This window comes from Brucella grignonensis (assembly GCF_002252505.1).
GTDB classification, from domain to species: domain Bacteria; phylum Pseudomonadota; class Alphaproteobacteria; order Rhizobiales; family Rhizobiaceae; genus Brucella; species Brucella grignonensis.
Window position 1 is genome coordinate 318,375 of record NZ_NNRL01000163.1, and the last position, 23,658, is coordinate 342,032.

Sequence of the window (23,658 nt, forward strand, 5' to 3'; positions counted from 1 at the left end):
TGGGGTAGAGACATGCGTAAAAATAGTGAGAGCATTTCCAGCGTTTCACCTAAAAGTGGAAATGCTCTAAGTTCATGCAATGGAGGCCGTCATGGCCAAAACCGATATCGCGCGGCGCGTCTTTAACCACGCATGGAAGCTCGATCCGATTGTTCGCAGCCTGCTGGACACGGATTTCTACAAACTTCTGATGTTGCAGATGATCTGGGGACTTTACCCCAAGGTGGATGCGACCTTCGCGCTCATCAATCGCACGACGTCCGTGCGCCTTGCCGATGAGATCGACGAAGGCGAATTGCGCGCGCAACTCGATCATGCACGCACGCTGCGCTTTACCAAGAAAGAGATGATCTGGCTGGCCGGTAACAGTTTTTATGGCCGCAAGCAGATTTTCCAGCCGGAGTTTCTCAACTGGCTGCATGACTTCCAACTGCCAGAATACGATCTGCGCCGCAAGGATGGTCAGTATGAGCTGCGTTTCCATGGCCCCTGGTCGCATACCACCATGTGGGAAATTCCAGCACTTGCCATCATCAACGAGTTGCGTTCGCGCGCGGCGATGAAAAATCTCGGGCCGTTCTCGCTTGATGTGCTTTATGCCCGCGCAAAGGCCAAGATGTGGAGCAAGGTTGAGCGGCTTCGCGAATTGCCGGACCTGAAGATTTCGGATTTCGGCACCCGTCGCCGTCATTCATTCCTGTGGCAGCGCTGGTGTGTTGAAGCTCTGAAGGAAGGTATCGGCGGAGCATTCACCGGCACCAGCAATGTGCTTCTGGCGATGGATAACGATCTTGAAGCGCTCGGCACCAATGCGCATGAATTGCCGATGGTATTGGCAGCGCTTGCCAATACGGATGATGAGCTGCGCACTGCACCTTATCGGGTGCTTCAGGACTGGAACCGTTATTATGGCGGCAATCTTCTGATTGTTCTGCCCGATGCTTTCGGTACGGCGGCATTCTTGCGCAGTGCGCCGGACTGGGTTGCCGACTGGACCGGCTTCCGTCCCGACAGCGCCCCGCCGATCGAAGGCGGCGAACGTATCATCGAATGGTGGAAGTCTCGCGGCAAAGACCCGCGCGAAAAACTGCTGATCTTCTCTGATGCACTCGATGTCGAAACGATTGAGGAAACCTATCGCCACTTTGAGGGCCGGGTCCGCATGAGCTTTGGTTGGGGTACGAACCTTACCAATGATTTTGCCGGATGCGCACCGACAACAATCCATGGCCTCAAAGCCATATCGCTGGTCTGCAAGGTGATCGATGCCAATGGACGCCCGGCAGTAAAGCTTTCCGACAATCCGCAGAAAGCAACAGGCGATCCAAAGGAAGTCGAACGTTATCTCAAGTTCTTCGGCAATGAAGAGCGAGTGGAGCAACTCGTCAAGGTTTGACGAGTTGTATTCCGTTATTCCATCAGGCGCGCTGTACCGGACAGGCGGATCGATTCGCCGCGTACATGACCAATTTCAGCGCGCAGATGGGATGGTACGCCCATATCTTCGCCCTGAAACACTTCAATAGATCCGCCATGCGGCCAGCCCAAGTCGCGCAGATAAGCAGCAAAGGCCGCTGTAGACGCGCCGGTCGCAGGATCTTCATAAACCCCGCCCGAGGCAAAAGGATTGCGGCTGTGAAAGCGTTGTGGCGTTTCTGAATGCACCAGAAGGATCGTGGTCCAGCCTTGTCGCTTCATCAGAACCCGCCCGCGCGGAAGATCATAATGCATGGCCGCCAGTTTCTCGCGTGAGCGCAATGCCAACACGATATGATCTGCGCCTGCATGGATCAGTGCAGGTGGAATGCCCGGCGCCAGATCATCTTTCTCATAGTTGAACAGCGCAAGCGCCTGCTCAATCTCGATTTCAGATGCAGCGCGGTTGCGCGTTCCGGGCGATTGAAGGCTGGCTGAAAACAGATCGCCCTCCTTGCGGCCCTCCACACTGATATCGGAATTGTTGAGCTTTAATGCAAAACGTCCGTCACCTTCGCGCATGGCAAGTGCAGCACCGAGCGCTATTGTGGCATGGCCGCAGAAGGGCACTTCCATTTCGGGCGCGAAATAACGCACGCGCCAGCTGTCTCCTTCCGGCATGGCAAATGCCGTTTCCGAAAAGCCAACATCATGAGCGATTTTCTGCATTTCCTCAGCTGAGGGGTGTTTTTCAGAAATCAGTACACCGGCGGGATTGCCGCCCTGATTGCCTTGCGAGAAGGCTGCTATGCGCAAGACGTCCAATGATTTGTCCTTCGCCATTTTTCGATTCTCTCCCGCCCTTCCTCTATAGAAAGCGCGAAATGCGTCGGGTCAAGGGCAACGCGAGGGCAATACAGCTCGATGTTGCTTTGTTCCCGCTTATCGGCCTGCTGATACGATCAGAAGCATTGGACGTTCCACCTCATCGCGCAATGCGGGCATAGCCTCAACTTGCTCCGATGTCGGACGCCATTCTTCAAGATTGTTGATGGCGAAGCCTGTTTCAAGCAAAGCATTGACAGTCGTGCTCAGGCGACGGTGGTATTTAATGACACCATCCGCAAGCCAGTCGGTGCGCCTTTCGCCTTCGACGGAATAATGATCGACCGGCCAGTGCTTGTTTTGGTTTTCATCCACGATCCAACCGGGCTTTAGCGGTGCCATGAAAATCGGATGTTCGATCGTGAAGATGAAGTGGGAACCGGGACGAAGCGCACGATGGATCGTGTTGAGCAGACGCGTAAAGTCGCGGATGTAGTGAAAGGCGAGCGAGCTATAGACCAGATCGAAATGTGCTTCTGGCAGTTCCAATGTTTCCAGATCAGCTTGCACATACCGGATCGCATTGTCCTTAGTGTCGTGCTGCGCACGTTCAAGCATGTTTTCCGACAGATCGTATCCGACGACGGAAGCCGCGTCCTGCTCGCGGGCAAAGCGGGAAAACCATCCAAATCCGCAGCCGAGATCAGCGATGTCTTTGCCGGATAAATCAGGCAGCAGCGAGCGGATATAAGGCCACTCAGGCGCACCATCCAATCCGTACACTGAACGCGGCAACTGACTATAGGCAGTGAAGAAATCGTCGCGATCATAAATATTCTGGGCCATGGTCTATCGTTCGGTCAGTGCAAGTTTTGCTCCCAGCGCAACGAAAGCGGCAGCAAAACTACGGCGCATCCATGCAAGGACTGCGGGGCGCGAGATGATCTGGTTACGGACGGCGGCGGCGAAAACTCCGTAGATAGCAAACACCACGAATGTCATCGCCATGAAGACGAGGGACAGTTCCACCATGCGGGTAACCGTTCCGCCCTGTTGCGTATTCACAAATTGCGGCAGGAAGGCAAAGAAGAATATCGATAGTTTGGGGTTCAAAAGATTGACCAGGATTGCCGACCAGATGACCTCGCGGTCCGAACGCGGAGCGTCATCGGTCTCGACTTTCAGTGTGCCGTGCTCCTTGAGCGTCATCCATGCCATATAGAGTAGATAGGCGACGCCTGCATATTTGATGATCTCGAAAGCAAGTGCGCTGGCATGGAGCAGAGCCGCAAGCCCCGTTATGGCTGCCAGCATATGCGGCACGATGCCGAGCGTGCAGCCGAGCGCGGCAATGACTGAAGCCCTTGCACCACGGGACAGTCCTGCGGCAAGCGTCACCAGCACTCCTGTTCCGGGGGACGCGACAATGATGAAGGATGTCAGCAGAAATTCGATGCTCATAATGCGCCAACTTTCGTTTGCACATTTCCGGCAAAACCGCTGCGCACTTTTGCTGGAAATGCTTTTCGCCTGCACATTTCCGGACACAAAACCGTTTTACACTTTTGCTGGAAATGCGTATGCGCGCATCATGTCACGACTTTGTCGTGCGTCAATCCTTCATCTCATGCGCCCATGGCGGATTGGCACCAGCACGGGAAACAGTGATGGCTGCAGCGCGAACGCCCAATGCCACGGCTGCATGAATCTGGTCTTCGTCGAGATTGGCGACTGCATCCTTGGTCAGTAATCCTTGACCATGCAGGCTCGCGAGAATACCGGCATTGACCGTATCACCAGCCCCCACGGTATCCACCACATCCACCTTCACGCCGGGCACGCGAACAGTTGCCTTTGCAGTATAAGCATCGGCACCATGGGCGCCTTTGGTAATGACGATCAGCTTGGGTCCAAGCTTGAGCCATTCGGCTGCAATTTCGTCGTGGTTGCCTTTTTCGCCGAACCAGTCGAGATCCTCATCTGAAAGTTTCACGATGTCCGCGAGTGCGATCATACGCTTCATCCGGGCGAGGTGTTTTTCCCGGTCGGTGATGAAACTGGCGCGAATGTTCGGGTCGAGAAACATGACGCGCTTTGAAGCTTCATGCGTCATCAGTGCTTCGTAGACGCTGCCGCATGGTTCCGAAATCAGGCTGATGCAGCCAAAAAGCAGCGCATCTATTGCGTCGTCAATTAGCGGTATGTCGCTTTCCGAAAGCATCCGCAATGCCGTGTTTTCATCGTAAAAAGCGTAGCGGGCCTGTCCGTCCACAAGCCGCACAAATGCCAGCGTCGTTGGCCGATCGGAGATTGCCGAATAGGAATAATCGACATTTGAACGGGCCAAGGCGTCGCGCAGCACTTCACCGAAGAAATCTGATGACAGGCCTGAGAAAAATCCGGTCGGAACACTCAACCTGCCAAGTGCGATGGCCGTGTTGAACACGGAGCCGCCAGCAAAGGGCACAAAGGCTGTTTCGCCTTCTGCCGTTTCGCGTGGCAACATATCAATCAGGGCTTCACCGCAGCATAGGATCATAGGGTCAACTCGGCCGTTAGAGCATGTCCAGCAAAAGTGCGAAGCGGCTTTGCGCAGGACAATGCGTAAAAACAAACTGTTAGAGAAGTTCCGGTGATTCTGTCTTAATTGGAACCAATCTAAATCGATTGAAGGTTAGAAAATAACGAACATAAACACAAAAGCGCGGTGTTGTTCAACACAGCGCTTTTGAAAATTGGCTAAACGTGCTGGCCACCATTGATATGGATTTCCGAGCCGGTCACATAGGATGAAGCTTCGGAGCAGAGATAATAGATGGTCTCGGCCACTTCGGAGGTTTTACCGAGGCGCCGCATGGGCAATTGTTCCACCAGCTTGTCTGTACCGGGCGACAGGATTGCGGTGTCGATTTCGCCCGGTGCAATGGCATTCACTCGGATGCCATGTGGGCCAAAATCAGAAGCCATTTCGCGTGTAAGGGCTGCCAGCGCAGCCTTTGACGTCGCATAAGCGGTGCCTGCAAAGGGGTGAACGCGACTGCCTGCGATGGATGTCACGTTGACCACTGAACCCTGTGCTGCTTCCAGTTCCTTGAACAGTCCGCGCGCCAGCATGATCGGCGCCATGAAGTTCACTTGAAACACATCGCGCCACACAGCCATTGGAGTTTCAATTGAATTCAGGCGACGACCGCCTTCTGCTTTAGGCGAGATGCCCGCATTATTGACGAGTGCATGCAGCTTGCTGCCATCGGCTTCCAGTCTGCGACGAATTTCAGCAATCGCCTTGCCGATATCTTCCTGATCGGCCAGATCAACCTTTATGTGATCTTCCGGGCCCGCTGGCCAAGGACAATTTTCGGCGAAATCCTGACGGGAACAGGTAATGACACGCCAACCGGCGCGCGAGAAACGCTTGACCGTGGCATGGCCAATGCCGCGACTTGCCCCTGTCAGCACAAGGGTCTTACGTTCCGCATCTGCCTTGGGAGCATCAGACCGGGACGTATCAGTGTGGGAAACTGTAGACATGAAAACCTCACTCTCAATCCTTGAATAGACTAAGCCGCTCAGGATTTCGAGGGGAATTAGCAGCGGGCAATGCGGGGTGCTTCACTTGATCGCGAGGCCGGACCGATCAGCGATCAGACCGGCTTTTCGAGAGGTTTGATCTGACACGCACCTTTTGGGATGCGCTCTCTTACTGCGTATTGCCCATGATGATATCGAGCAAGGTCGTGGAATCGCGGTTCTGCGGTGGTGGACCGCCAACGTTACCGGGTGGCACTGGTGCGCCATTGTCATTCACCGGATAGTTGGCTGGCACGCTGGATTGCTGACCCTGTTGAACGGTATTGCGGGCGGGGGAATCAGGAGCCGGTGGCCAATAGCCATCATCACCATTGCCCGCCATTGGCTGATCGCCATAGCCGCCTTGCGGAATTATGCCGGGTTCATATGGATTGTTTGGATCGATACCGTCGCTGCCGCCGGGGACAACATTCTGAATATCGTAATGACCGGGAAGTTCGGCGACTGGTACGCCCTTATGGGCTTCCTTCATGAAGGTTTTCCAAGCGGCGACTGGAAGCGTGGAGCCGAAGACACGCTTCATACCCTTGCCGTCATCATTGCCGAACCAGACGCCGGTTGTGAGATTTGCCGTATAGCCGATAAACCACGCATCGCGGAAATTCTGGCTGGTGCCGGTTTTGCCCGCTGCAGGCCAGCCAAAGGCCGCACGTTTTGCGGTGCCATCTTCCACCGTACGACGAAGCATCGCATTTATCATGCCGACATTGCGTTCATCGATCACGCGGGGGCCGACGCCATCTTCTCTCTGGTACAGAACCTTGCCGTCAGAATCCGTGATCCTGGTAATGAAATACACCGGCGCACGATAACCACCGTTGGCAAAAGGCACATAGGCGTCGGTCAATTCCAGCAATGAGACTTCGGATGTGCCGAGTGCCAGCGAGGCGTTGGGTTCCAACTTCGACTGAACGCCAAGGCGGTGCGCGGTGTCAATCACGGTCTGTGGACCAACTTCCATGACCAGCTGCGCTGAAACGGAATTAAGCGAGTGAGACAAGGCGGTCGCCAGCGTCACTTCGCCCATATACTTGCCGTTGTCATTGCTCGGCGTCCATTTACCGATCCGCACAGGCGCATCGTTGCGAACAGAATCGGGCGTACGGCCTTGTTCGAGTGCTGTCAGATAGACAAAAGGCTTGAAGGATGAGGCGGGCTGACGGCGGGCGTCGGTGACGCGGTCGAACTGGCTGGCAGCATAATCATAGCCGCCCACCAATGCGCGCACAGCACCCGTACCGTCGATTGATACGAGCGCACCCTGACTCACATTCATCTTTTTGCCATTTGCCGAAATCTGGTCCTTGATTGCTTCTTCGCCAGCACGCTGCAGATTGAGATCGACAGTGGTTTCAACCGTGATGTCGGTTTTCGTTTCGCCAATAAGCGCGGGAATCTCGGCAACCACCCGGTCGGCAAAATAGTTTTCAGAACCCTGCCAGTAAGCCGCAGCGCGTGTTGGCGGCTCGCTTTCTGCGATGGCGACCTGCCGGTCATCGATCATGCCTTCTTCGCGCATAGCGCCCAGCACCAGCTTGGCGCGGGCACTTGCGGCCTCTGGATCGCGCGCAGGCGAAAGACGCGAAGGGGCTTTCAGAAGGCCGGCAAGCGTTGCCGCTTCCATGAGGTTCACGTCCTTGGCAGACTTTCCGAAATAGCGTCGCGAAGCCGCATCGACACCATAGGCACCGGAACCGAGATAGACACGGTTCAGATACATCTCCAATATCTGCTCTTTGGTATATTTATGCTCAAGCCACAGGGCGAGCATCACTTCCTGCACCTTGCGCTCAAGCGTGCGATCAGGCGAAAGGAAGAGGTTTTTGGCAAGCTGCTGTGTGAGTGTCGAGCCACCCTGTACGGCGCGGCCAGAGGTCACATTGGTAACAATTGCACGGGCGAGACCAATCGGATCAATACCGAAATGCGACATGAAACGGCGGTCTTCGATCGCCATGACAGCTTGCGGAATGAAGGGCGACATTTCGTGCAAGCCGACAGCTTCCCCGCCTGTTGTACCGCGATTGGCGATGAGACCGCCCTGCACATCAACGATACGAACATTTGGCGGACGGTCGGGAATGGTCCAATCCGTTGTCGGCGGCATTTTGGCTGCGAAGTACACGAGCATGCCCGCGAAAGCGATGCCGCCCCAAAGGCCGAGCACGAGACACCAGTAAAATGCACGGCGAACAAACCCGAAAAAGCCGCCGCGTTTTTTGGGCGCGCGACGCGAACTGCGCGGTTCGCGATCTTTTGTCGGTTTGCTTTTACGTTGGGGACGGGCCATGCGCTCCTCCTCATCGACGCGAAACACGTCCTCTTCCTGCTCCTGCTCCTGCTGCTTGCCGAAGGAAGGCTCGATACGTCCGTTTCTGCCGTCTCGCGATGCCATGTTGTTTTAGATCCGCCCGCCTGCTTATCGGTTACTGGTTTTGTAACCGCTTAATTCATCAACCCGCATATATCGAGGGCGTTTATCGCCTGAAGGGTAAATGCGGCAGTTTAAAGGGGGGTAAACTCCGCATTCACAAAAAATAACGGTGTTGGTGTGCAAAAGAAAAGGCCCCGCAGAGCAGGGCCTTTCCCAAAAATTCATCTGATCGGATCAGATTAGAACTTGTATGCGACGCCGAGACGAACTTCGTTGGTCTTGAACTTGTCGCGAGTGCTAGTTGACGTATCGAAATCGAAATCCTTATGACCGTAATCGGTGTAACGGTATTCAAGGCGAACGATGACGTTGTCAGTTGCTGCGTAGTCAACACCTGCGCCAGCGGTCCAGCCGGTAAGGGTCTTACTCTGCGAAATGCTGTCTACACCATCATCAAGTGTGTTCTTGACACTACCGAATGCAACACCACCAGCAATGTAAGGCAGGAAGCGGTCAACTGCGTAACCTGCACGGGCACGAACCGCACCCGACCAACGCAGCTTGCTTTCAATATCCACGCCGGTATCCACACCAGCATCGTTATAGATCGCTGCGCTATCCTTGAGGTTGTTGTAGGTCACGTCACCGTCGATACCCAGAACAACGCTGTTACCGAGGTCGAAGTTGTAACCTGCATAGAGGCCACCGAGGAAGCCATCTGGCTTCACGTCGAGGCCGCCGTCAAAGCGCGACTTGCCCCAGCCGTAACCGATCTGGCCACCGAGGTAAGCGCCATTCCAGGTGAAGGACGGAGCGACGATGACCGGAGCTGGTTCTTCGTAAACAACAGCGTCAGCGGCCTTTGCGCCTGTGGCAGCAAGAAGAGCAACAGTGGATGCGAGAAGAAGAGACTTGAGCTTCATAATAAATCTCCTTTGGAGAACGGGGAATGCCAAATCTGTTGCACCTAATATAAGCGATTGGCGAAAAGAGTCTGTAGCAAGACGGCCACAGTCGCGTAATTGTCGCAAAAGTTGCACACGGAATCGTGATTAGTCTGGATAGCTGATGTTATTGGTTACCAAATGTTTAAAATCCACGGTTGCATTCTGCGAGGATGTTTTTGCAATCGATATTGAGATATAGGGTGCGGATATCGGGCTTGGAGGAAATAAAATGGGCGGGGCAACTGGGGCTGTACAGCGGGTCGACTGGGTCGATATTGCCAAGGGTATCTGCATTATCTTTGTTGTCATGATGCATTCCACGCTGGGGGTGGAGAAGGCGGCAGGCTCTGAAGGGTGGATGCATCATGTGGTGGCCTTCGCCAAGCCCTTCCGTATGCCCGACTTCTTCCTGATCTCCGGTCTGTTTCTCAGCCTCGTCATTGACAGGCCATGGCGGCGCTATCTCGACCGTAAGGTCGTGCACTTTCTGTATTTCTATATCTTATGGCTGACGATCCAGTTTGCGTTCAAAGCACCCGCAATTGGAAGTGAAGCAGGCCTTGCCGGTGTTGTCGAAGCCTATCTCATGGCCTTTATCGAGCCTTTCGGAACGCTCTGGTTCATCTACATTCTGCCAGTCTTTTTCATTGCGACCCGCCTGTTGAAGCGGGTGCCGGTCGGGCTGACCTTTGCTTTGCTGGCCATTCTGGAAATTCTGCCGATCCATACCGGCTGGACGATGATCGACGAGTTTTGCTCGCGTTTTGTTTATTTTTTCGCAGGCTATGCCTTCGCACCCTCGATATTCCGCATTGCCGACTGGCTGCGTCGGCGTCCAGTCGTGGGAATGATTGGGCTGCTTGTCTGGGGGCTCATCGAATATAAGCTGGTCTTCACGCCAGTGCCAGAAAGTCTCGCTTCTCTCATCGCGCCTGCTGGTGATTTTTTGAACGGACGAGGAGCAGTGAGCGATCTTCCGATCATGTCGCTTTTGCTTGGGTTGATTGGCGCATTGGCGATTATTTCAATATCATCGCTGCTGAGCTTGCTTTCGGGTAAAAACTGGCTGCATCGCGGGCTAGGCTGGCTCGGCGCGCATTCAATCGTCGTCTATCTGGCATTCTTCCTGCCGATGGCGATTGCCCGGACAATTCTTTTGAAAGTTGGCTTTCTGGATGTCGGAACGGTTTCACTGCTGACGACCGCAAGCGGTGTTATCGGTCCGGTCGTTCTCTACGGACTTATTCAATGGACTGGTTTTGGACAGTTCCTGTTCCGTCGTCCGGCATGGGCTTATATTGATCGCGCTCCGCAAAAGAAAACGGCGGCTCAAGCGCATCCCGAAAAGTGTGAAACGGTTTTCGGGCAGGATGCGCGTTAAAGAAAATGGCATGAGAGAGCTATCTCTCATGCCGCCGCCTGATGCTTTATGAATGAGCGAAAATATCCGTCTCCGGCCAACCCATCAGATCAAGTTCCGAGCGGGTTGGCAGGAATTTGAAGCAGGCTTCGGCCTGTTTCGCGCGGCCATCACGCTCCAGGCGCTTCTCGAACACTGCTTTCAGACGATGCAGATAAAGCACGTCTGAAGCGGCGTAATCGAGTTGGGCTTGCGAAAGCACTTCCGCGGCCCAATCAGATGATTGCTGCTGTTTGGAAATCGAAACATCGAGAAGCTCGTTGCAGATTTCCTTCAAGCCGTGGCGATCCGTATAGGTACGGGTGAGCTTCGATGCGATCTTCGTGCAGAAGACCGGCTGTGGCATAGTGCCAAAAGCATGTGCCAGCACCGCAAGATCGAAGCGTCCATAGTGAAAGATCTTGGTGATCGAACGATCTTTCAAAAGCTTGACCAGGTTGGGGGCTTTCTTCTGTCCGGCTTCGATCTGGATCACATCGGCTGTGCCGTCGCCGGGCGAGATCTGAACGACGCAAAGCCTGTCGCGATGCGGGTTCAGACCCAGCGTTTCGGTGTCGATAGCGACTGCGTCAACCTGGTAGTTATCCAGATTGGGCAAATCGTGTTTGTGAAAACGGATCGTCATATAGTTTTCCTTAGTTGGCCGCCGTAGCGGCCATAATGCGCGCCCTACTTGGCCGCGATAGCGGCCATAATGCGCGCCCATGAGCGCTGACCCTTATGGAAGGAGTTCAGCTCGTATTTTTCGTTGGGCGAATGAATGCGATCATCTTCAAGACCAAAACCGACGAGCAAAGATTCCATACCGAGGAATTTGTCGAAGTCGCCGACAATCGGAATCGATCCGCCCATGGCGATCAATACGGCTGGTTTCGGCCATTCGTCGGAAAGCGCGTCCTTCGCTTTGGAAACGAGTGGGGAATCATATGGCAGCTGGATCGCGGGCGATCCGCCATGTGGATGAAACTCGACCGAGCAATCGGCTGGCAGACGTTCCTGCACAAAAGCGCGGAAAGCTTCACGGATTTTAACCGGATCCTGCTTGTGCACGAGGCGGAATGAAACCTTGGCGGATGCTTCTGCAGCAATCACGGTCTTGAAACCTTCGCCGGTATAGCCGCCGATAATCCCGTTTACTTCAGCCGTTGGGCGTGCCCAGGTCAGTTCCAGAACGCTGCGGTCTTTTTCACCCGACGGGATTGAGAGACCAATCGGGCCGAGGAAGTTTTCGGCCGTGCGGCCAAGGCTTTCCCATGATTGCAAAATCTGCGACGGCGTTTCTTCCACACCTTCATAGAAACCGGGAACTGTAACACGGCCGGTATCATCATGAAGGTCGGCAAGGATTTTGCTGAGAATATGAATCGGGTTTGCAGCAGCGCCACCAAAGAAGCCGGAGTGCAGATCGCGATCAGCAGCCTTAATGACGATTTGTTCGCCAACAAGTCCGCGCAGACCAACGCTGATCGCTGGCGTTTCGGCATCCCACATGGCGGTGTCGCAAACAAGCGCTACATCAGCCTTCAGCTCTTCCTTGTTTGCATCGAGGAACGGCTTCAGCGATGGTGAGCCGGATTCTTCCTCGCCTTCAAACAGCAATGTCACCTTCACGGGCAGATTGCCGTTAATGGCTTTGTAAGCGCGACAGGCTTCCACAAAGGTCATGAGCTGGCCCTTGTCGTCGGATGTTCCGCGACCAGTCAGAATTTTGCGGCCATTGCCGACGTCTTTGATTGCAGGATCAAACGGATCGTTTTCCCAAAGATTGAGCGGATCAACCGGCTGCACATCATAATGACCATAAAACAGGACATGCGGTGCATCAGTTGTAGCGCCATCGTGATGGGCGACGACCATTGGATGCCCCGGTGTGTCGCGCACACTTGCATCGAAGCCAATCGACTTCAGGTCTTCAACCAGCCATTCGGCAGCCTTGCGGCAATCGGCTTTGTAAGCCGGATCGGTCGAAATCGATTTGATCCGCAAAAGATCGAACAGATGATCGATGCTTTTGTCGAGATTGGTGTCGAGATAATTGAGGACTTTATCGAGTGATTGCGCGGACATGGATACTTCCTGACGAGTCGTAAAACTGCTGGCACACTACAACCAGCAACCCGAAGAAGAAACCCAATATGAACGCAAAACTGAGAGCAGAAAATGAATTGGCCGTTGCGGTGAGGGGGTTACCACAACGGCCATATCACTACACTCAAAAACGACAGCCCGGAGAGGGGAATGAGGCTGTCGCAGCAACCGGTATCCAACGGGGGACGGGTCAGAAAACCGGCGACCGACGTACTGTCGATGGGTGTAATCTGGCCCTCCAACTGTGGCTATTCAAGGGCATTTAAGATTACAAATTCGTAACATAAACGTTACCTTACCGGGTGGAATCCGTTATCTGTGATAACCTGAAAACTTGTGAGGGGAGAGGCACTTATGGATACAGTCACGATGCTCAGCAAAAAGGACTGGGAGAAGACGTCAGGCAAGTGGCACGGTGAGTTTGAAGGAAATGTGTTCGGAGCGGGTGCGTCCGTCATGTTCTATGCAACCGAAGAAGCTGGACGAGGACCACGACTGCATCGCCATCCTTATGATGAGATTTTCATTGTGCGTAAAGGCCGGGCCTTATTCACGGTTGGCGAGGAACAATTTGAAGCCGAAGAAGGCAGCGTTGTGTTTGGAGCAGCCAACATTCCACACAAATATGTCAATGTCGGCCCGGGTCTTCTCGAGATGATTGATATTCATGTCTCCGGCGCGTTCATACAGGAAGACCTGGAGTAGCTCCACGTGTTGAAGCTGGCCTGTGGATGATCCAACGGTGGACACATGTTTCTCCTGACACAAGGCCGGTTTTCTTTGTGCGTGGTTTCCTCTAATTCTATGGCATGAAAAAAGGCGATCATCTCTTCCTCATTGACGGCTCGGGCTATATTTTCCGTGCCTATCATGCCCTGCCACCGCTAACCCGCAAGACGGATGGCTTGCCGGTGGGAGCCGTGTCCGGTTTCTGCAACATGCTGTGGAAGCTGTTGAAAGATGCACGGAATACAGATGTCGGCGTGGTGCCAACGCATTTTGCGGTCATTTTCGACTATTCGTCGCAGACTTTCCGCAAAGAGATTTATCCTGAATATAAGGCCAACCGCACAGCTCCGCCGGAAGATCTGATCCCGCAATTTGGCCTGATCCGTCAGGCAACCCGTGCGTTCAATCTGCCTTGCATTGAAAAAGAAGGCTTTGAGGCGGACGATCTGATCGCGACCTATGCCCGGATTGCTGCGGAAGCCGGTGCCGATGTCACCATTGTATCGTCTGACAAGGACCTCATGCAGCTCGTGACACCACAGGTGTCGATGTATGACGGCATGAAGGATAAGCAGATTTCGATCCCGGAAGTGATCGAAAAATGGGGTGTGCCGCCGGAAAAGATGATCGATCTGCAATCGCTGACCGGCGACAGCACCGATAATGTTCCGGGTATTCCCGGCATCGGGCCAAAAACGGCTGCGCAATTGCTGGAAGAATTTGGTGATCTCGATACGCTGCTCGCCCGTGCGTCCGAGATCAAGCAAAACAAGCGCCGCGAAAACATCATCGCCTTTGCCGATCAGACTAAAATCGCGCGAGAACTGGTGACGCTTAAAACCGATGTGCCGCTGGATGTTGATCTCGAAGGTCTTGTGCTTGAGCCGCAAAATGGCCCGAAACTCATCAGCTTCCTGAAAGCCATGGAATTTACGTCGCTTACGCGTCGTGTGGCGGAAGCAACCGATACAGATGCATCCGCCGTCGAACCTTGCCACATCGAGACCGAATGGGGTGCAGATGCCCATGGCCCTGACGTCGATGTGCCAGTAAAGTCAGATGACACTACATCGTCAGAAACGGCCACGAAATCTTCTGTCGAAACGGTGCAGCCAACGGATGGCTATACGCCGAAGGCGCTGGCAGAAAAGCGCGCATCCGATGCTTTGGCGCAAAAGATCGATACGAGTGCTTATATCTGCATTCGCGACATTGAAACGCTGAACAAATGGCTCGCGAAAGCTGTTGAGACGGGTCTCGTTGCCTTCGATACGGAAACCAATTCGCTTGACCCTATGCAGGCAGAGCTAATCGGCTTCTCGCTGGCGCTTGCGCCGGGCGAGGCAGCCTATATCCCGCTCCAGCATAAGTCCGGCGCAGGTGATCTGCTCGGTGGCGGCATGGTCGAAGGGCAGATACCGCTCGATAAAGCGCTGGCTGCGTTGAAGAGCGTTCTTGAGGACAAATCCGTTCTCAAGATCGCGCAGAATATGAAATATGACTGGCTGGTCATGCGTCGTCACGGCATCAACACTGTGTCCTTCGATGATACGATGCTGATTTCCTATGTGCTGGACGCGGGTACGGGCGGTCATGGCATGGACCCGCTGTCCGAACGCTGGCTGGGTCATACGCCAATCGCCTATAAGGACGTGGCGGGCAGCGGCAAAAGCGCCGTAACCTTCGATATGGTCGATATTGATCGCGCGACAGCCTATGCCGCCGAAGATGCCGATGTGACGCTTCGTCTCTGGCAGGTGCTGAAACCACGTCTGGCGGCAGAAGGCCTGGCATCGGTTTATGAGCGTCTTGAACGCCCATTGGTTGATGTGCTTGCCCGCATGGAAGAACGCGGCATTTCTGTTGATCGTCAGGTTCTCTCGCGTTTGTCGGGTGATCTTGCCCAGTCTGCTGCCCGTTTTGAGGATGAAATCTACGAACTGGCCGGAGAGAAATTCAATATCGGCTCGCCAAAACAGCTTGGCGATATATTGTTCGGGAAAATGGGCCTGCCGGGTGCGTCCAAGACCAAGACCGGTCAATGGTCCACTTCTGCGCAGGTGCTGGAAGATCTGGCTGCCGAAGGCCTGCCTTTGCCGCGTAAGATTGTCGACTGGCGCCAGCTGACCAAGCTCAAATCGACCTATACCGATGCTTTGCCGGGTTATATTCATCCGCAGACCAAGCGCGTGCATACGTCTTATGCGATGGCGTCCACCTCAACGGGCCGTCTGTCCTCGTCTGATCCGAACTTACAGAACATTCCGGTGCGCACCGCTGAAGGCCGCAAAATCCGCACGGCCTTCATCGCAGAACACGGCAACAAGCTGGTGTCTGCCGATTACAGCCAGATTGAATTGCGTGTGCTGGCGCATGTCGCCGATATTCCACAATTGAAACAGGCTTTTGCGGACGGCATTGACATTCATGCCATGACCGCGTCGGAAATGTTTGGCGTACCCGTCCAGGACATGCCTTCCGAAGTCCGTCGTCGCGCCAAGGCGATCAATTTCGGTATCATCTACGGTATTTCGGCTTTTGGTCTTGCCAATCAGCTGTCTATTCCGCGCGAAGAAGCGGGACAATACATACGCACTTATTTCGAGCGTTTCCCCGGCATCAAGGATTATATGGAGGCGACCAAGGCTTTCGCGCGTGAGCATGGCTATGTCGAAACCATTTTCGGTCGCCGCGCGCATTATCCGGACATTCGCGCTTCCAACCCACAGGTGCGTGCATTTAATGAACGAGCGGCCATCAATGCCCCTATTCAGGGGGCGGCGGCAGATATTATCCGTCGTGCCATGATCCGCATGGAAACTGCACTGGCCGATGAAAAGCTTGCAGCCCGTATGTTGTTGCAGGTGCATGACGAGTTGATCTTCGAAGTGCCTGAAAATGAAGTAGAAAAGACGATTCCTATCGTGCGTCATGTGATGGAAAATGCAGCCATGCCGGCCGTGTCGCTTTCTGTGCCGTTACAAGTCGATGCGCGTGCAGCGCATAACTGGGATGAGGCCCATTAGGGTCTCAACCGGTTGACCTGAGCGGTTTGACGCTATAGGTAGGCGGCAATTCTGTTGCTTCGGTAGTCGCCAGTGGGTTTGTGACCAATGGGTTTGCGGCTTGTGAAGCTTTTTTGAAAGTCATTCATGTCCCTACCTGAAACAATCGCTCCGGCACTTTCCGGAGCATTAGCCGCTCGTGGTTACAATACACTCACCGCTGTTCAGAATGCCGTTCTGGCTCCTGAAACATTGGATGCCGATCTGCTCGTTTCCGCACAGACAGGCTCCGGCAAGACGGTTGCTTTCGGCCTTGCCATGGCTTCGACCATTCTTGGTGATGAGCTGCGTTTTGGCCGCCCGGAAACACCATTTGCCATGATCATTGCCCCGACGCGTGAACTTGCCTTGCAGGTTCGCCGCGAGCTGGAATGGCTCTATGCTGATACGGGTGCGACCATTGCATCCTGTGTTGGCGGTATGGATATTCGTTCCGAGCGCCGTGTGCTTGAACGTGGAGCGCATATTGTTGTCGGCACGCCGGGCCGTCTGCGCGATCATATTACGCGTAATGCCCTTGATATGTCGCAGCTGCGCGTTGTCGTGCTCGATGAAGCCGATGAAATGCTCGATTTGGGCTTCCGCGAAGACCTTGAATTCATTCTTGGTGAAGCACCGGAAGACCGCCGCACATTGATGTTCTCGGCAACCGTACCAAAGCCGATCGCCCAGCTTGCCAAGCGCTTCCAGAAAGACGCGCTGCGCATTTCTGCGGCTGGCGAAGCTGGTCAGCATGCCGATATTGATTATTTCGCCATGCCGGTTCCGCCGCATGAGCGTGACCACGCAATCATCAATACGCTGCTTTATTACGATTCACAGAACTCGATCATTTTCTGTTCGACCCGTGAAGCAGTTAAGCACATGGCGAGCCGTCTTTCCAATCGTGGCTTTGCGGTTGTGGCGCTGTCGGGTGAACTGAGCCAGGCCGAGCGTAACAATGCGCTTCAGGCCATGCGCGATGGTCGTGCCCGCGTTTGTGTGGCAACCGACGTTGCCGCACGCGGTATCGATCTGCCAAACCTTGATCTGGTTATCCATGCCGATCTGCCAAACAATGCTGAAACCATGCTGCACCGTTCGGGCCGTACGGGCCGCGCAGGCCGCAAGGGCACATGCGTTCTGGTGGTTCCGTTCTCGCGTCGCCGTATTGCAGAGCGTCTTCTGCACATGGCAAAGCTTGATGCGCAGACTGTTCCGGCACCGGGCATTGCTGCTGTTCAGGCCAAAACCAACGAACGCATTCTGAATGCAGATGTTTTCAACCAGTCGGTTGAAGAAGAATATCAGGATCTGCTGAAAGCTTTGACCGAGCGTTATACGCCGGAACAGATTGCAGCTGCATTTTTGAACCGCGAAGTCGCTTCTTATCCGGCAGCGGAAGAAGTTTCCGATGCGCCGGTGCATCCGGTTGGCGGTAAGAAGCCCAGAGACCGCTTTGAAAAAGGCGAACGTCCGGAACGTGGCGAGCGTTTTGATCGTGGTGAGCCGGGCGAACGTTTCGACCGCAATGCACGTTTTGACGGCGTATGGTTCTCGGTTTCTGCCGGTCGCAAGCACCGCGCCGATCCAAAGTGGCTGCTGCCGCTGATCTGCAAGGCAGGCGATGTATCCAAGCGCGATGTCGGTTCGATCAAGATTTTCGACAATGAAACCCGCTTTGAAATCACCGCAGCCAAGGCCGAAGACTTCCGCCGTTCTGTTGAAGAACGCGGCACTGGCGAAAAGGGTCTCGTGATCCGCACCGCCGTTGCAGGCGCCGGTGGCGACGCAGCCCCACGCGAAGGCAAGGGCAACTTCAAGCCACGCGGCGACAAGTTTAACAGCGACTTCCGTGATGGCGGCAAAGGTGGCTGGTCGAAGCCTAAAGGTGACTTCAAGAAAGATGGTTTCAAGAAGGACGGCAAGAAATTCGGCGACGGTGGTTCTAGCAAAAAGCGTCGCGGCGAATAAGCTGATGAATTAGAGCGCATCTCGAAAAGTGTGAAACGGTTTTCGGACAAAGATGCGCGTTAAATTAAGAAGTTAGAGCCCCCGCATGGGGGCTTTTTCTTTTTTCAAAACTCCAAAAAACAAAAAAAGCCCCAGAAGAATTTGATCTTCCGGGGCTTTGTTATCTCTGAAGTCAATCTGGTTTAGAGCGCCGATCTGATTGGATCAGATCGGCGCTCTAAATATTTGTTTTAACGCGCATCTTTGTCCGAAAACCGTTTCACACTTTTCGGGATGCACTCTAAACGTCAAGATTGGCGACACTCAGAGCGTTTTCCTGAATGAATTCGCGGCGTGGTTCAACTTCATCACCCATCAGGCGTGAGAACAGCGAATCTGCGTCGGTCGCGTCATTGATCTTGACCTGCAACAGCGAACGCACATTTGGATCAAGCGTGGTTTCCCAAAGCTGTTCGGCGTTCATTTCGCCCAGTCCTTTGTAGCGCTGCAGCGTCAAGCCCTTGCGACCTGTTGCAAAGATCGCATCAAGCAGTGCCATCGGGCCGGAAAGTGTCTCAATCTTGTCCTTGCGACGAAGCAAAGGCGGTTCTGCAAAAACTTCCGACAGGCGTCCGGCTACGCGGTCGATTTGGCGAGCATCGGCAGAGCCGAGCAGTGCCATGTCAAGAATGGCAATATCCTTCACGCCACGCACTATGCGCTCGAAGCGATAGCCGCCGTCTTCCGTTACATGCGCGGTCCAGCCACGCTCGGTTTCCTCCGAGATCATGTCGAGACGCTTTGCAACAATATCGGCAGAACGCTGCGCAGTTGCATTGTCTCTTGATGCATCCGGATGCAACAGGCCGGCGATGGCGGCCTGTTCAACCACGCGACGATCATAGCGTGTATGAAGACCTAAAAGAAGCTGACGCAGCGTGCGTGCATCGTCAACCACAGAACGAAGGTCCGGTCCGGCGCGAACTTCACCGCTCGCCATTTCAAGGGCGGCTTCTTCAAGGCCGGTCTCGATAAGGAAATCTTCGAAAGCAGCTTCGTTTTTGATGTATTGCGAGGATTTGCCGCGAGACACCTTATAGAGCGGCGGCTGCGCGATATAGATATGGCCACGCTCGATCAGTTCCGGCATCTGACGGAAGAAGAAGGTCAACAGCAGCGTACGAATATGTGCACCGTCGACGTCAGCATCCGTCATGATGATGATCTTGTGGTAGCGCAGCTTGTCAGGATTGAAGCCGTGAGACTCATCCTTACCGATCGAAGTGCCAAGCGCTGTGATCAGCGTGCCGACCTGATCGGAAGAGATCATGCGGTCAAAGCGGACACGTTCCACGTTGAGGATCTTACCACGCAGCGGCAGTATAGCCTGGTTCTGGCGTGAACGACCGCTCTTGGCGGAGCCACCTGCAGAGTCACCCTCGACGATGAAGATTTCTGATTTTGCAGGATCGCGTTCCTGACAATCGGCAAGTTTGCCGGGAAGCGATGTCACACTCAGATTGCTCTTGCGGGTGATATCACGTGCCTTGCGGGCGGCTTCGCGGGCTGCAGCTGCCTGAATGACCTTTTCGACAATGGTCTTGCCGCCAGCCGGATGTTCTTCAAGCCATGTTGAAAGCGCTTCATTGACGAGGCTTTCCACGACCGGACGAACTTCCGAGGAGACCAGCTTGTCCTTGGTCTGCGACGAGAACTTGGGATCGGGAACCTTGACGGAAAGCACAGCGGTCAGGCCTTCGCGGCAATCATCGCCGGTGAGCTGCACCTTTTCCTTCTTGGTCATGCCGGAAGCATCCGCATAGCCCGTTACCTGACGGGTGAGGGCGCCACGGAAACCGGCCAGATGCGTGCCGCCATCACGCTGCGGAATGTTGTTGGTGAAGCACAGCACCTTTTCATGATAGGAATCATTCCACCACATGGCGACTTCAACGGTCATGCCGTCTTTTTCGCTCTTGATATAAATCGGTGTTTCCAGAAGCGCCTTCTTACCCTTGTCGATATATTTTACGAACTCGATGACGCCACCGTCATAGTGGAGTTCCTGTTCGCGAATATCGGCATGACGGCGATCGGCAAGCTTGATGCGAACGCCTGAATTCAGAAACGCCAGTTCGCGCAGACGTCGTTCCAGCGTATCGTAATCGAACTCGATCATGGTGAACGTATCGGGCGACGGCAGGAAGCTGACTTCGGTGCCGGTGTCGCTGCCTGCATCGCCTGTCACGATAAGCGGAGCATCGGCTACGCCATGGGTGAAGGCCATTTCGTGGATTTTGCCAGCGCGGCGGATCTTCAGCTTGAGCCAGATCGACAGCGCGTTCACAACCGAAACGCCCACGCCATGCAGACCACCGGAAACCTTATAGGAATTCTGGTCGAACTTACCGCCGGCATGAAGCTGGGTCATGATGACTTCGGCAGCCGAAACACCTTCTTCCTTATGGATATCGGTCGGGATGCCGCGACCGTTATCGGTCACGGTGCAGGAGCCGTCGGCGTTAAGCGTCACGGTTACAAGCGTAGCGTGGCCTGCAAGCGCTTCATCGATTGCGTTGTCCACGACTTCGTAGACCATGTGATGCAGGCCGGAGCCGTCATCCGTGTCACCGATATACATGCCAGGGCGCTTACGAACAGCGTCCAGACCTTTCAGCACACGAATGGAATCCGCGCCATATTCGGCGGGGGCTTCGGAATTCATCTCTGGAGTCTCGCTCATGAAAATCTTTCGAAAATGCGCCGCGAACGCGGCCCTAAAGACTGCTGCAATTGCAGCATCAAATACCCTGTCGAATCACTCGACAAACATGGCTTTAATATAGGCGTTAATGGCTGCTTTTCCAAATTTTGGGGCCAAATTTACCGGGGATTCCGTTCATTTGGCAGCCTATACAGAATTGGGTTGGCGCGGGGTGTCAGGAACCGCCACAATTGGCGCTTATATTCTCTGAACGGGGGCGTTCTTGACCTGATTTTATAAACCCGATTTTATAAACAAGGAACGCTTGATGGAAGTTGCAACAAAGATGACCGACACTGCAAATCCCTTCGTTCCGCCCGCACCGCGACCGCGTGAAAAGCCGGTTGGGCGGTTCGAGATGATGCGGGTGGTTTATAAAAATCCGCTCGAATTGTGGGGCGAGCCTTCCTATAATGAGCCGTGGATTTCAGTCAGCTGGTTCGGCATGAAAACCATCATCGCCAATGATCCGGGCCTGATCCGCCATGTGCTGGTCGATAATGCTGCAAATTACCCCATGGCCGCCATTCGCCAGCGCGTGTTGCGTCCCATCCTGTGCGATGGATTGCTGACCGCCGAAGGGCAGGTCTGGAAGCGTTCACGCAAGGCGATGGCGCCGGTCTTTACCCCGCGCCATATTGGCGGTTTCGCTGAGACCATGCGGGAGCGCTCACGTCATTTCGCGGAGCGATACAAGACGAGCGGCATCATCACCGATGTCGCCCATGACATGACGCTTCTCACCTACGATATTCTGGCCGAAACGCTGTTTTCCGGTGAAATTGCTGGCGACCCCAATGATTTCGCCCGACAGATCGACAAGCTGTTTGAAACCATGGGGCGCGTCGATCCCTTTGATCTGCTGGGCCTGCCGGACTGGCTGCCACGTTTCACGCGTTTACGTGGCCAGCAATCACTTGGCTTTTTCCGTGAGCTGGTTTCCGGCACGATTGAGATGCGCAAAGCGCGTATGGAGAAGGGCGAGGATGTCCCGAATGATTTCCTGACGCTGCTTTTGCGCGCTGAAGGGCCGGACGGCCTGACGCGCTCAGAGATTGAAGATAACATTATCACCTTCATTGGCGCAGGCCACGAAACGACTGCTCGTGCGCTTGGCTGGACGCTCTATCTGCTCGCCAAAGCCCCGCAGGAACGTGATCGGGTGGAAGCGGAAATCGATGCTTTCTTTGCAAATGGTGGTGATGATCAGCCGCCGCAGGAGTGGCTGGCGAAATTGCCTTTCACGCGTGCGACCTTCGAGGAAGCGATGCGGCTTTATCCGCCTGCGCCTTCGATCAATCGCGAGGCAGCAGTCGATGACACTTATGGCGATCTGAAAATTGCCAAGGGGACTGCTGTTCTGGTGATGCCGTGGGTGATCCATCGCCACAGGCTTTACTGGCAGGAACCGGATGCTTTCAAGCCGTCACGCTTCTGGCCTGAAAATCGTGACCTGATCGACCGTTTCCAATATCTGCCTTTTGGCGCAGGTCCGCGCGTCTGCATCGGTGCAAGTTTTGCGCTTCAGGAAGCGGTGATTGCACTTGCCATCTTGCTACGCGAACACCGCTTCGACGTACTTGAAACGACAAAGCCGTGGCCGGTACAGAAGCTGACCACCCAGCCGCAGGGTGGCCTGCCGATGAGAGTGATGAAGCGCTGATTAGCTCTTAAGGCGTTCAGCGTGCCATTTGAGATGGTCATCCATGAAGGTCGAGATGAAGAAATAGGAATGGTCATAGCCCTCACGCATGTTGAGTGTGAGAGGAATGCCAGCCTTCTTGCATGTCTCTTCCAAAAGCCATGGACGCAAGCCTTCGTCGAGAAAGCCGTCTGCAGTGCCCTGATCAACCAAAAACTCTGGAAATCGATAGCCGTCCTCAATGAGCAGCGTCGCATCATAGGCACGCCATGCACGTTCCTCGGCACCCAGGTATTTTTCCAATGCAGGCTTCGACCATCCCGCCGTCGAAGGCTGGACTATAGGCGCAAAGGCGGATACTGACTTGAAACGATCGGGGTTCTTGAGCGCAATCGTCAGCGCTCCATGGCCGCCCATCGAATGGCCGGTGATCGCCTGTTGCGACATGTCGAGCGGAAATTCTGCCGCCACCAGATCGGTCAATTCCTTCGTGATATAGCTATACATCTGATAGTTTTTGGCAAACGGCTCTTGCGTGGCATCGACGTAGAAACCTGCACCTTTGCCGAACTGCCAGTTATCCGGCTCATCCGGTACGTCATCACCGCGCGGGCTCGTATCCGGGCAAATAACGGCAATTCCCAATTCTGCAGCCATTTGCCGATATTCGCCCTTGTCCATCACATTCTGATGGGTGCAGGTGAGGCCGGAAAGATACCAGAGTACAGGCACCGGACCGTCTTTAGCTTGCGGCGGCAGGAAGACGGCAAAGGTCATATCGCATTGATTGGTCTTGCTCTTGTGGCGATAGACGCCCTGCGTGCCGGCAAAACTCTTTGCGGTGGAGATCGTTTCCATAAAGAAA

General features: G+C 54.4%; 17 protein-coding genes. 6 read left to right on the forward strand and 11 right to left on the reverse strand.

Annotated elements, in window-relative coordinates; translation table 11 throughout:
* Nucleotides 1-91 precede the first annotated feature (91 nt).
* Entirely contained in the window at nt 92-1,396 is a 1,305-nt protein-coding gene (gene pncB / locus CEV33_RS15335) for a nicotinate phosphoribosyltransferase (RefSeq protein WP_094541743.1), read from the forward strand.
* Between the two features lie 14 nt (nt 1,397-1,410).
* Here pncB and CEV33_RS15340 read toward each other — a convergent pair whose 3' ends face one another.
* The 7 genes from CEV33_RS15340 to CEV33_RS15370 form a co-directional block, all read right to left on the reverse strand.
* Complete coding sequence (locus CEV33_RS15340; RefSeq protein ID WP_024898206.1) at nt 1,411-2,241, reverse strand: PhzF family phenazine biosynthesis protein; 831 nt, start codon at nt 2,239-2,241, stop codon at nt 1,411-1,413.
* Nucleotides 2,242-2,358: 117 nt separating this feature from the next.
* Nucleotides 2,359-3,087 (reverse strand): class I SAM-dependent methyltransferase, encoded by a 729-nt coding sequence (locus CEV33_RS15345; RefSeq protein WP_094541284.1) that lies wholly within the window; start codon nt 3,085-3,087, stop codon nt 2,359-2,361.
* A 3-nt stretch (nt 3,088-3,090) separates the two neighbouring features.
* Nucleotides 3,091-3,702: a LysE family translocator gene (locus tag CEV33_RS15350; RefSeq protein WP_094541285.1), complete on the reverse strand. Its 612-nt coding sequence runs from the start codon at nt 3,700-3,702 to the stop codon at nt 3,091-3,093.
* A gap of 151 nt (nt 3,703-3,853) precedes the next feature.
* A complete protein-coding gene (locus tag CEV33_RS15355; RefSeq protein WP_094541286.1) occupies nt 3,854-4,780 on the reverse strand; it encodes a carbohydrate kinase family protein in 927 nt (308 codons plus the stop codon).
* A 200-nt stretch (nt 4,781-4,980) separates the two neighbouring features.
* Nucleotides 4,981-5,772, reverse strand: a complete 792-nt coding sequence (locus CEV33_RS15360) for an SDR family NAD(P)-dependent oxidoreductase (protein ID WP_094541287.1) — start codon at nt 5,770-5,772, stop codon at nt 4,981-4,983.
* Nucleotides 5,773-5,941: 169 nt separating this feature from the next.
* A complete protein-coding gene (locus CEV33_RS15365) occupies nt 5,942-8,227 on the reverse strand; it encodes a transglycosylase domain-containing protein (RefSeq protein WP_094541288.1) in 2,286 nt (761 codons plus the stop codon).
* Between the two features lie 218 nt (nt 8,228-8,445).
* Complete coding sequence (locus CEV33_RS15370) at nt 8,446-9,129, reverse strand: outer membrane protein (protein ID WP_094541289.1); 684 nt, start codon at nt 9,127-9,129, stop codon at nt 8,446-8,448.
* A 253-nt stretch (nt 9,130-9,382) separates the two neighbouring features.
* Here CEV33_RS15370 and CEV33_RS15375 point away from each other — a divergent pair, with 253 nt between their 5' ends.
* A complete protein-coding gene (locus CEV33_RS15375) occupies nt 9,383-10,534 on the forward strand; it encodes an acyltransferase family protein (RefSeq protein ID WP_094541290.1) in 1,152 nt (383 codons plus the stop codon).
* A gap of 46 nt (nt 10,535-10,580) precedes the next feature.
* On the opposite strand, the gene CEV33_RS15380 is transcribed toward CEV33_RS15375, so the two are convergent.
* On the reverse strand, nt 10,581-11,198 hold the full coding sequence (locus CEV33_RS15380; RefSeq protein WP_094541291.1) for a ribonuclease D: 618 nt from the start codon (nt 11,196-11,198) through the stop codon (nt 10,581-10,583).
* A gap of 44 nt (nt 11,199-11,242) precedes the next feature.
* Nucleotides 11,243-12,640 (reverse strand): dipeptidase, encoded by a 1,398-nt coding sequence (locus tag CEV33_RS15385; RefSeq protein ID WP_094541292.1) that lies wholly within the window; start codon nt 12,638-12,640, stop codon nt 11,243-11,245.
* 375 nt (nt 12,641-13,015) lie between these two features.
* On the opposite strand from CEV33_RS15385, the gene CEV33_RS15395 reads away from it, so the two are divergent.
* The 3 genes from CEV33_RS15395 (at nt 13,016) to CEV33_RS15405 (ending at nt 18,408) form a co-directional block, all read left to right on the forward strand.
* The gene (locus CEV33_RS15395; protein ID WP_094541293.1) at nt 13,016-13,366 is read left to right on the forward strand and encodes a cupin domain-containing protein; all 351 of its coding nucleotides are present in this window, start codon (nt 13,016-13,018) and stop codon (nt 13,364-13,366) included.
* Nucleotides 13,367-13,470: 104 nt separating this feature from the next.
* Nucleotides 13,471-16,416 (forward strand): DNA polymerase I, encoded by a 2,946-nt coding sequence (polA, locus tag CEV33_RS15400; protein WP_094541294.1) that lies wholly within the window; start codon nt 13,471-13,473, stop codon nt 16,414-16,416.
* 126 nt (nt 16,417-16,542) lie between these two features.
* The gene (locus tag CEV33_RS15405; RefSeq protein WP_094541295.1) at nt 16,543-18,408 is read left to right on the forward strand and encodes a DEAD/DEAH box helicase; all 1,866 of its coding nucleotides are present in this window, start codon (nt 16,543-16,545) and stop codon (nt 18,406-18,408) included.
* A gap of 280 nt (nt 18,409-18,688) precedes the next feature.
* Here CEV33_RS15405 and gyrB read toward each other — a convergent pair whose 3' ends face one another.
* A complete protein-coding gene (gyrB, locus tag CEV33_RS15410) occupies nt 18,689-21,130 on the reverse strand; it encodes a DNA topoisomerase (ATP-hydrolyzing) subunit B (RefSeq protein ID WP_094541296.1) in 2,442 nt (813 codons plus the stop codon).
* 289 nt (nt 21,131-21,419) lie between these two features.
* Here gyrB and CEV33_RS15415 point away from each other — a divergent pair, with 289 nt between their 5' ends.
* Nucleotides 21,420-22,814 (forward strand): cytochrome P450, encoded by a 1,395-nt coding sequence (locus CEV33_RS15415; RefSeq protein WP_094541297.1) that lies wholly within the window; start codon nt 21,420-21,422, stop codon nt 22,812-22,814.
* Here CEV33_RS15415 and fghA read toward each other — a convergent pair whose 3' ends face one another.
* The gene (gene fghA, locus CEV33_RS15420; RefSeq protein ID WP_094541298.1) at nt 22,815-23,651 is read right to left on the reverse strand and encodes an S-formylglutathione hydrolase; all 837 of its coding nucleotides are present in this window, start codon (nt 23,649-23,651) and stop codon (nt 22,815-22,817) included.
* Nucleotides 23,652-23,658: the final 7 nt, after the last annotated feature.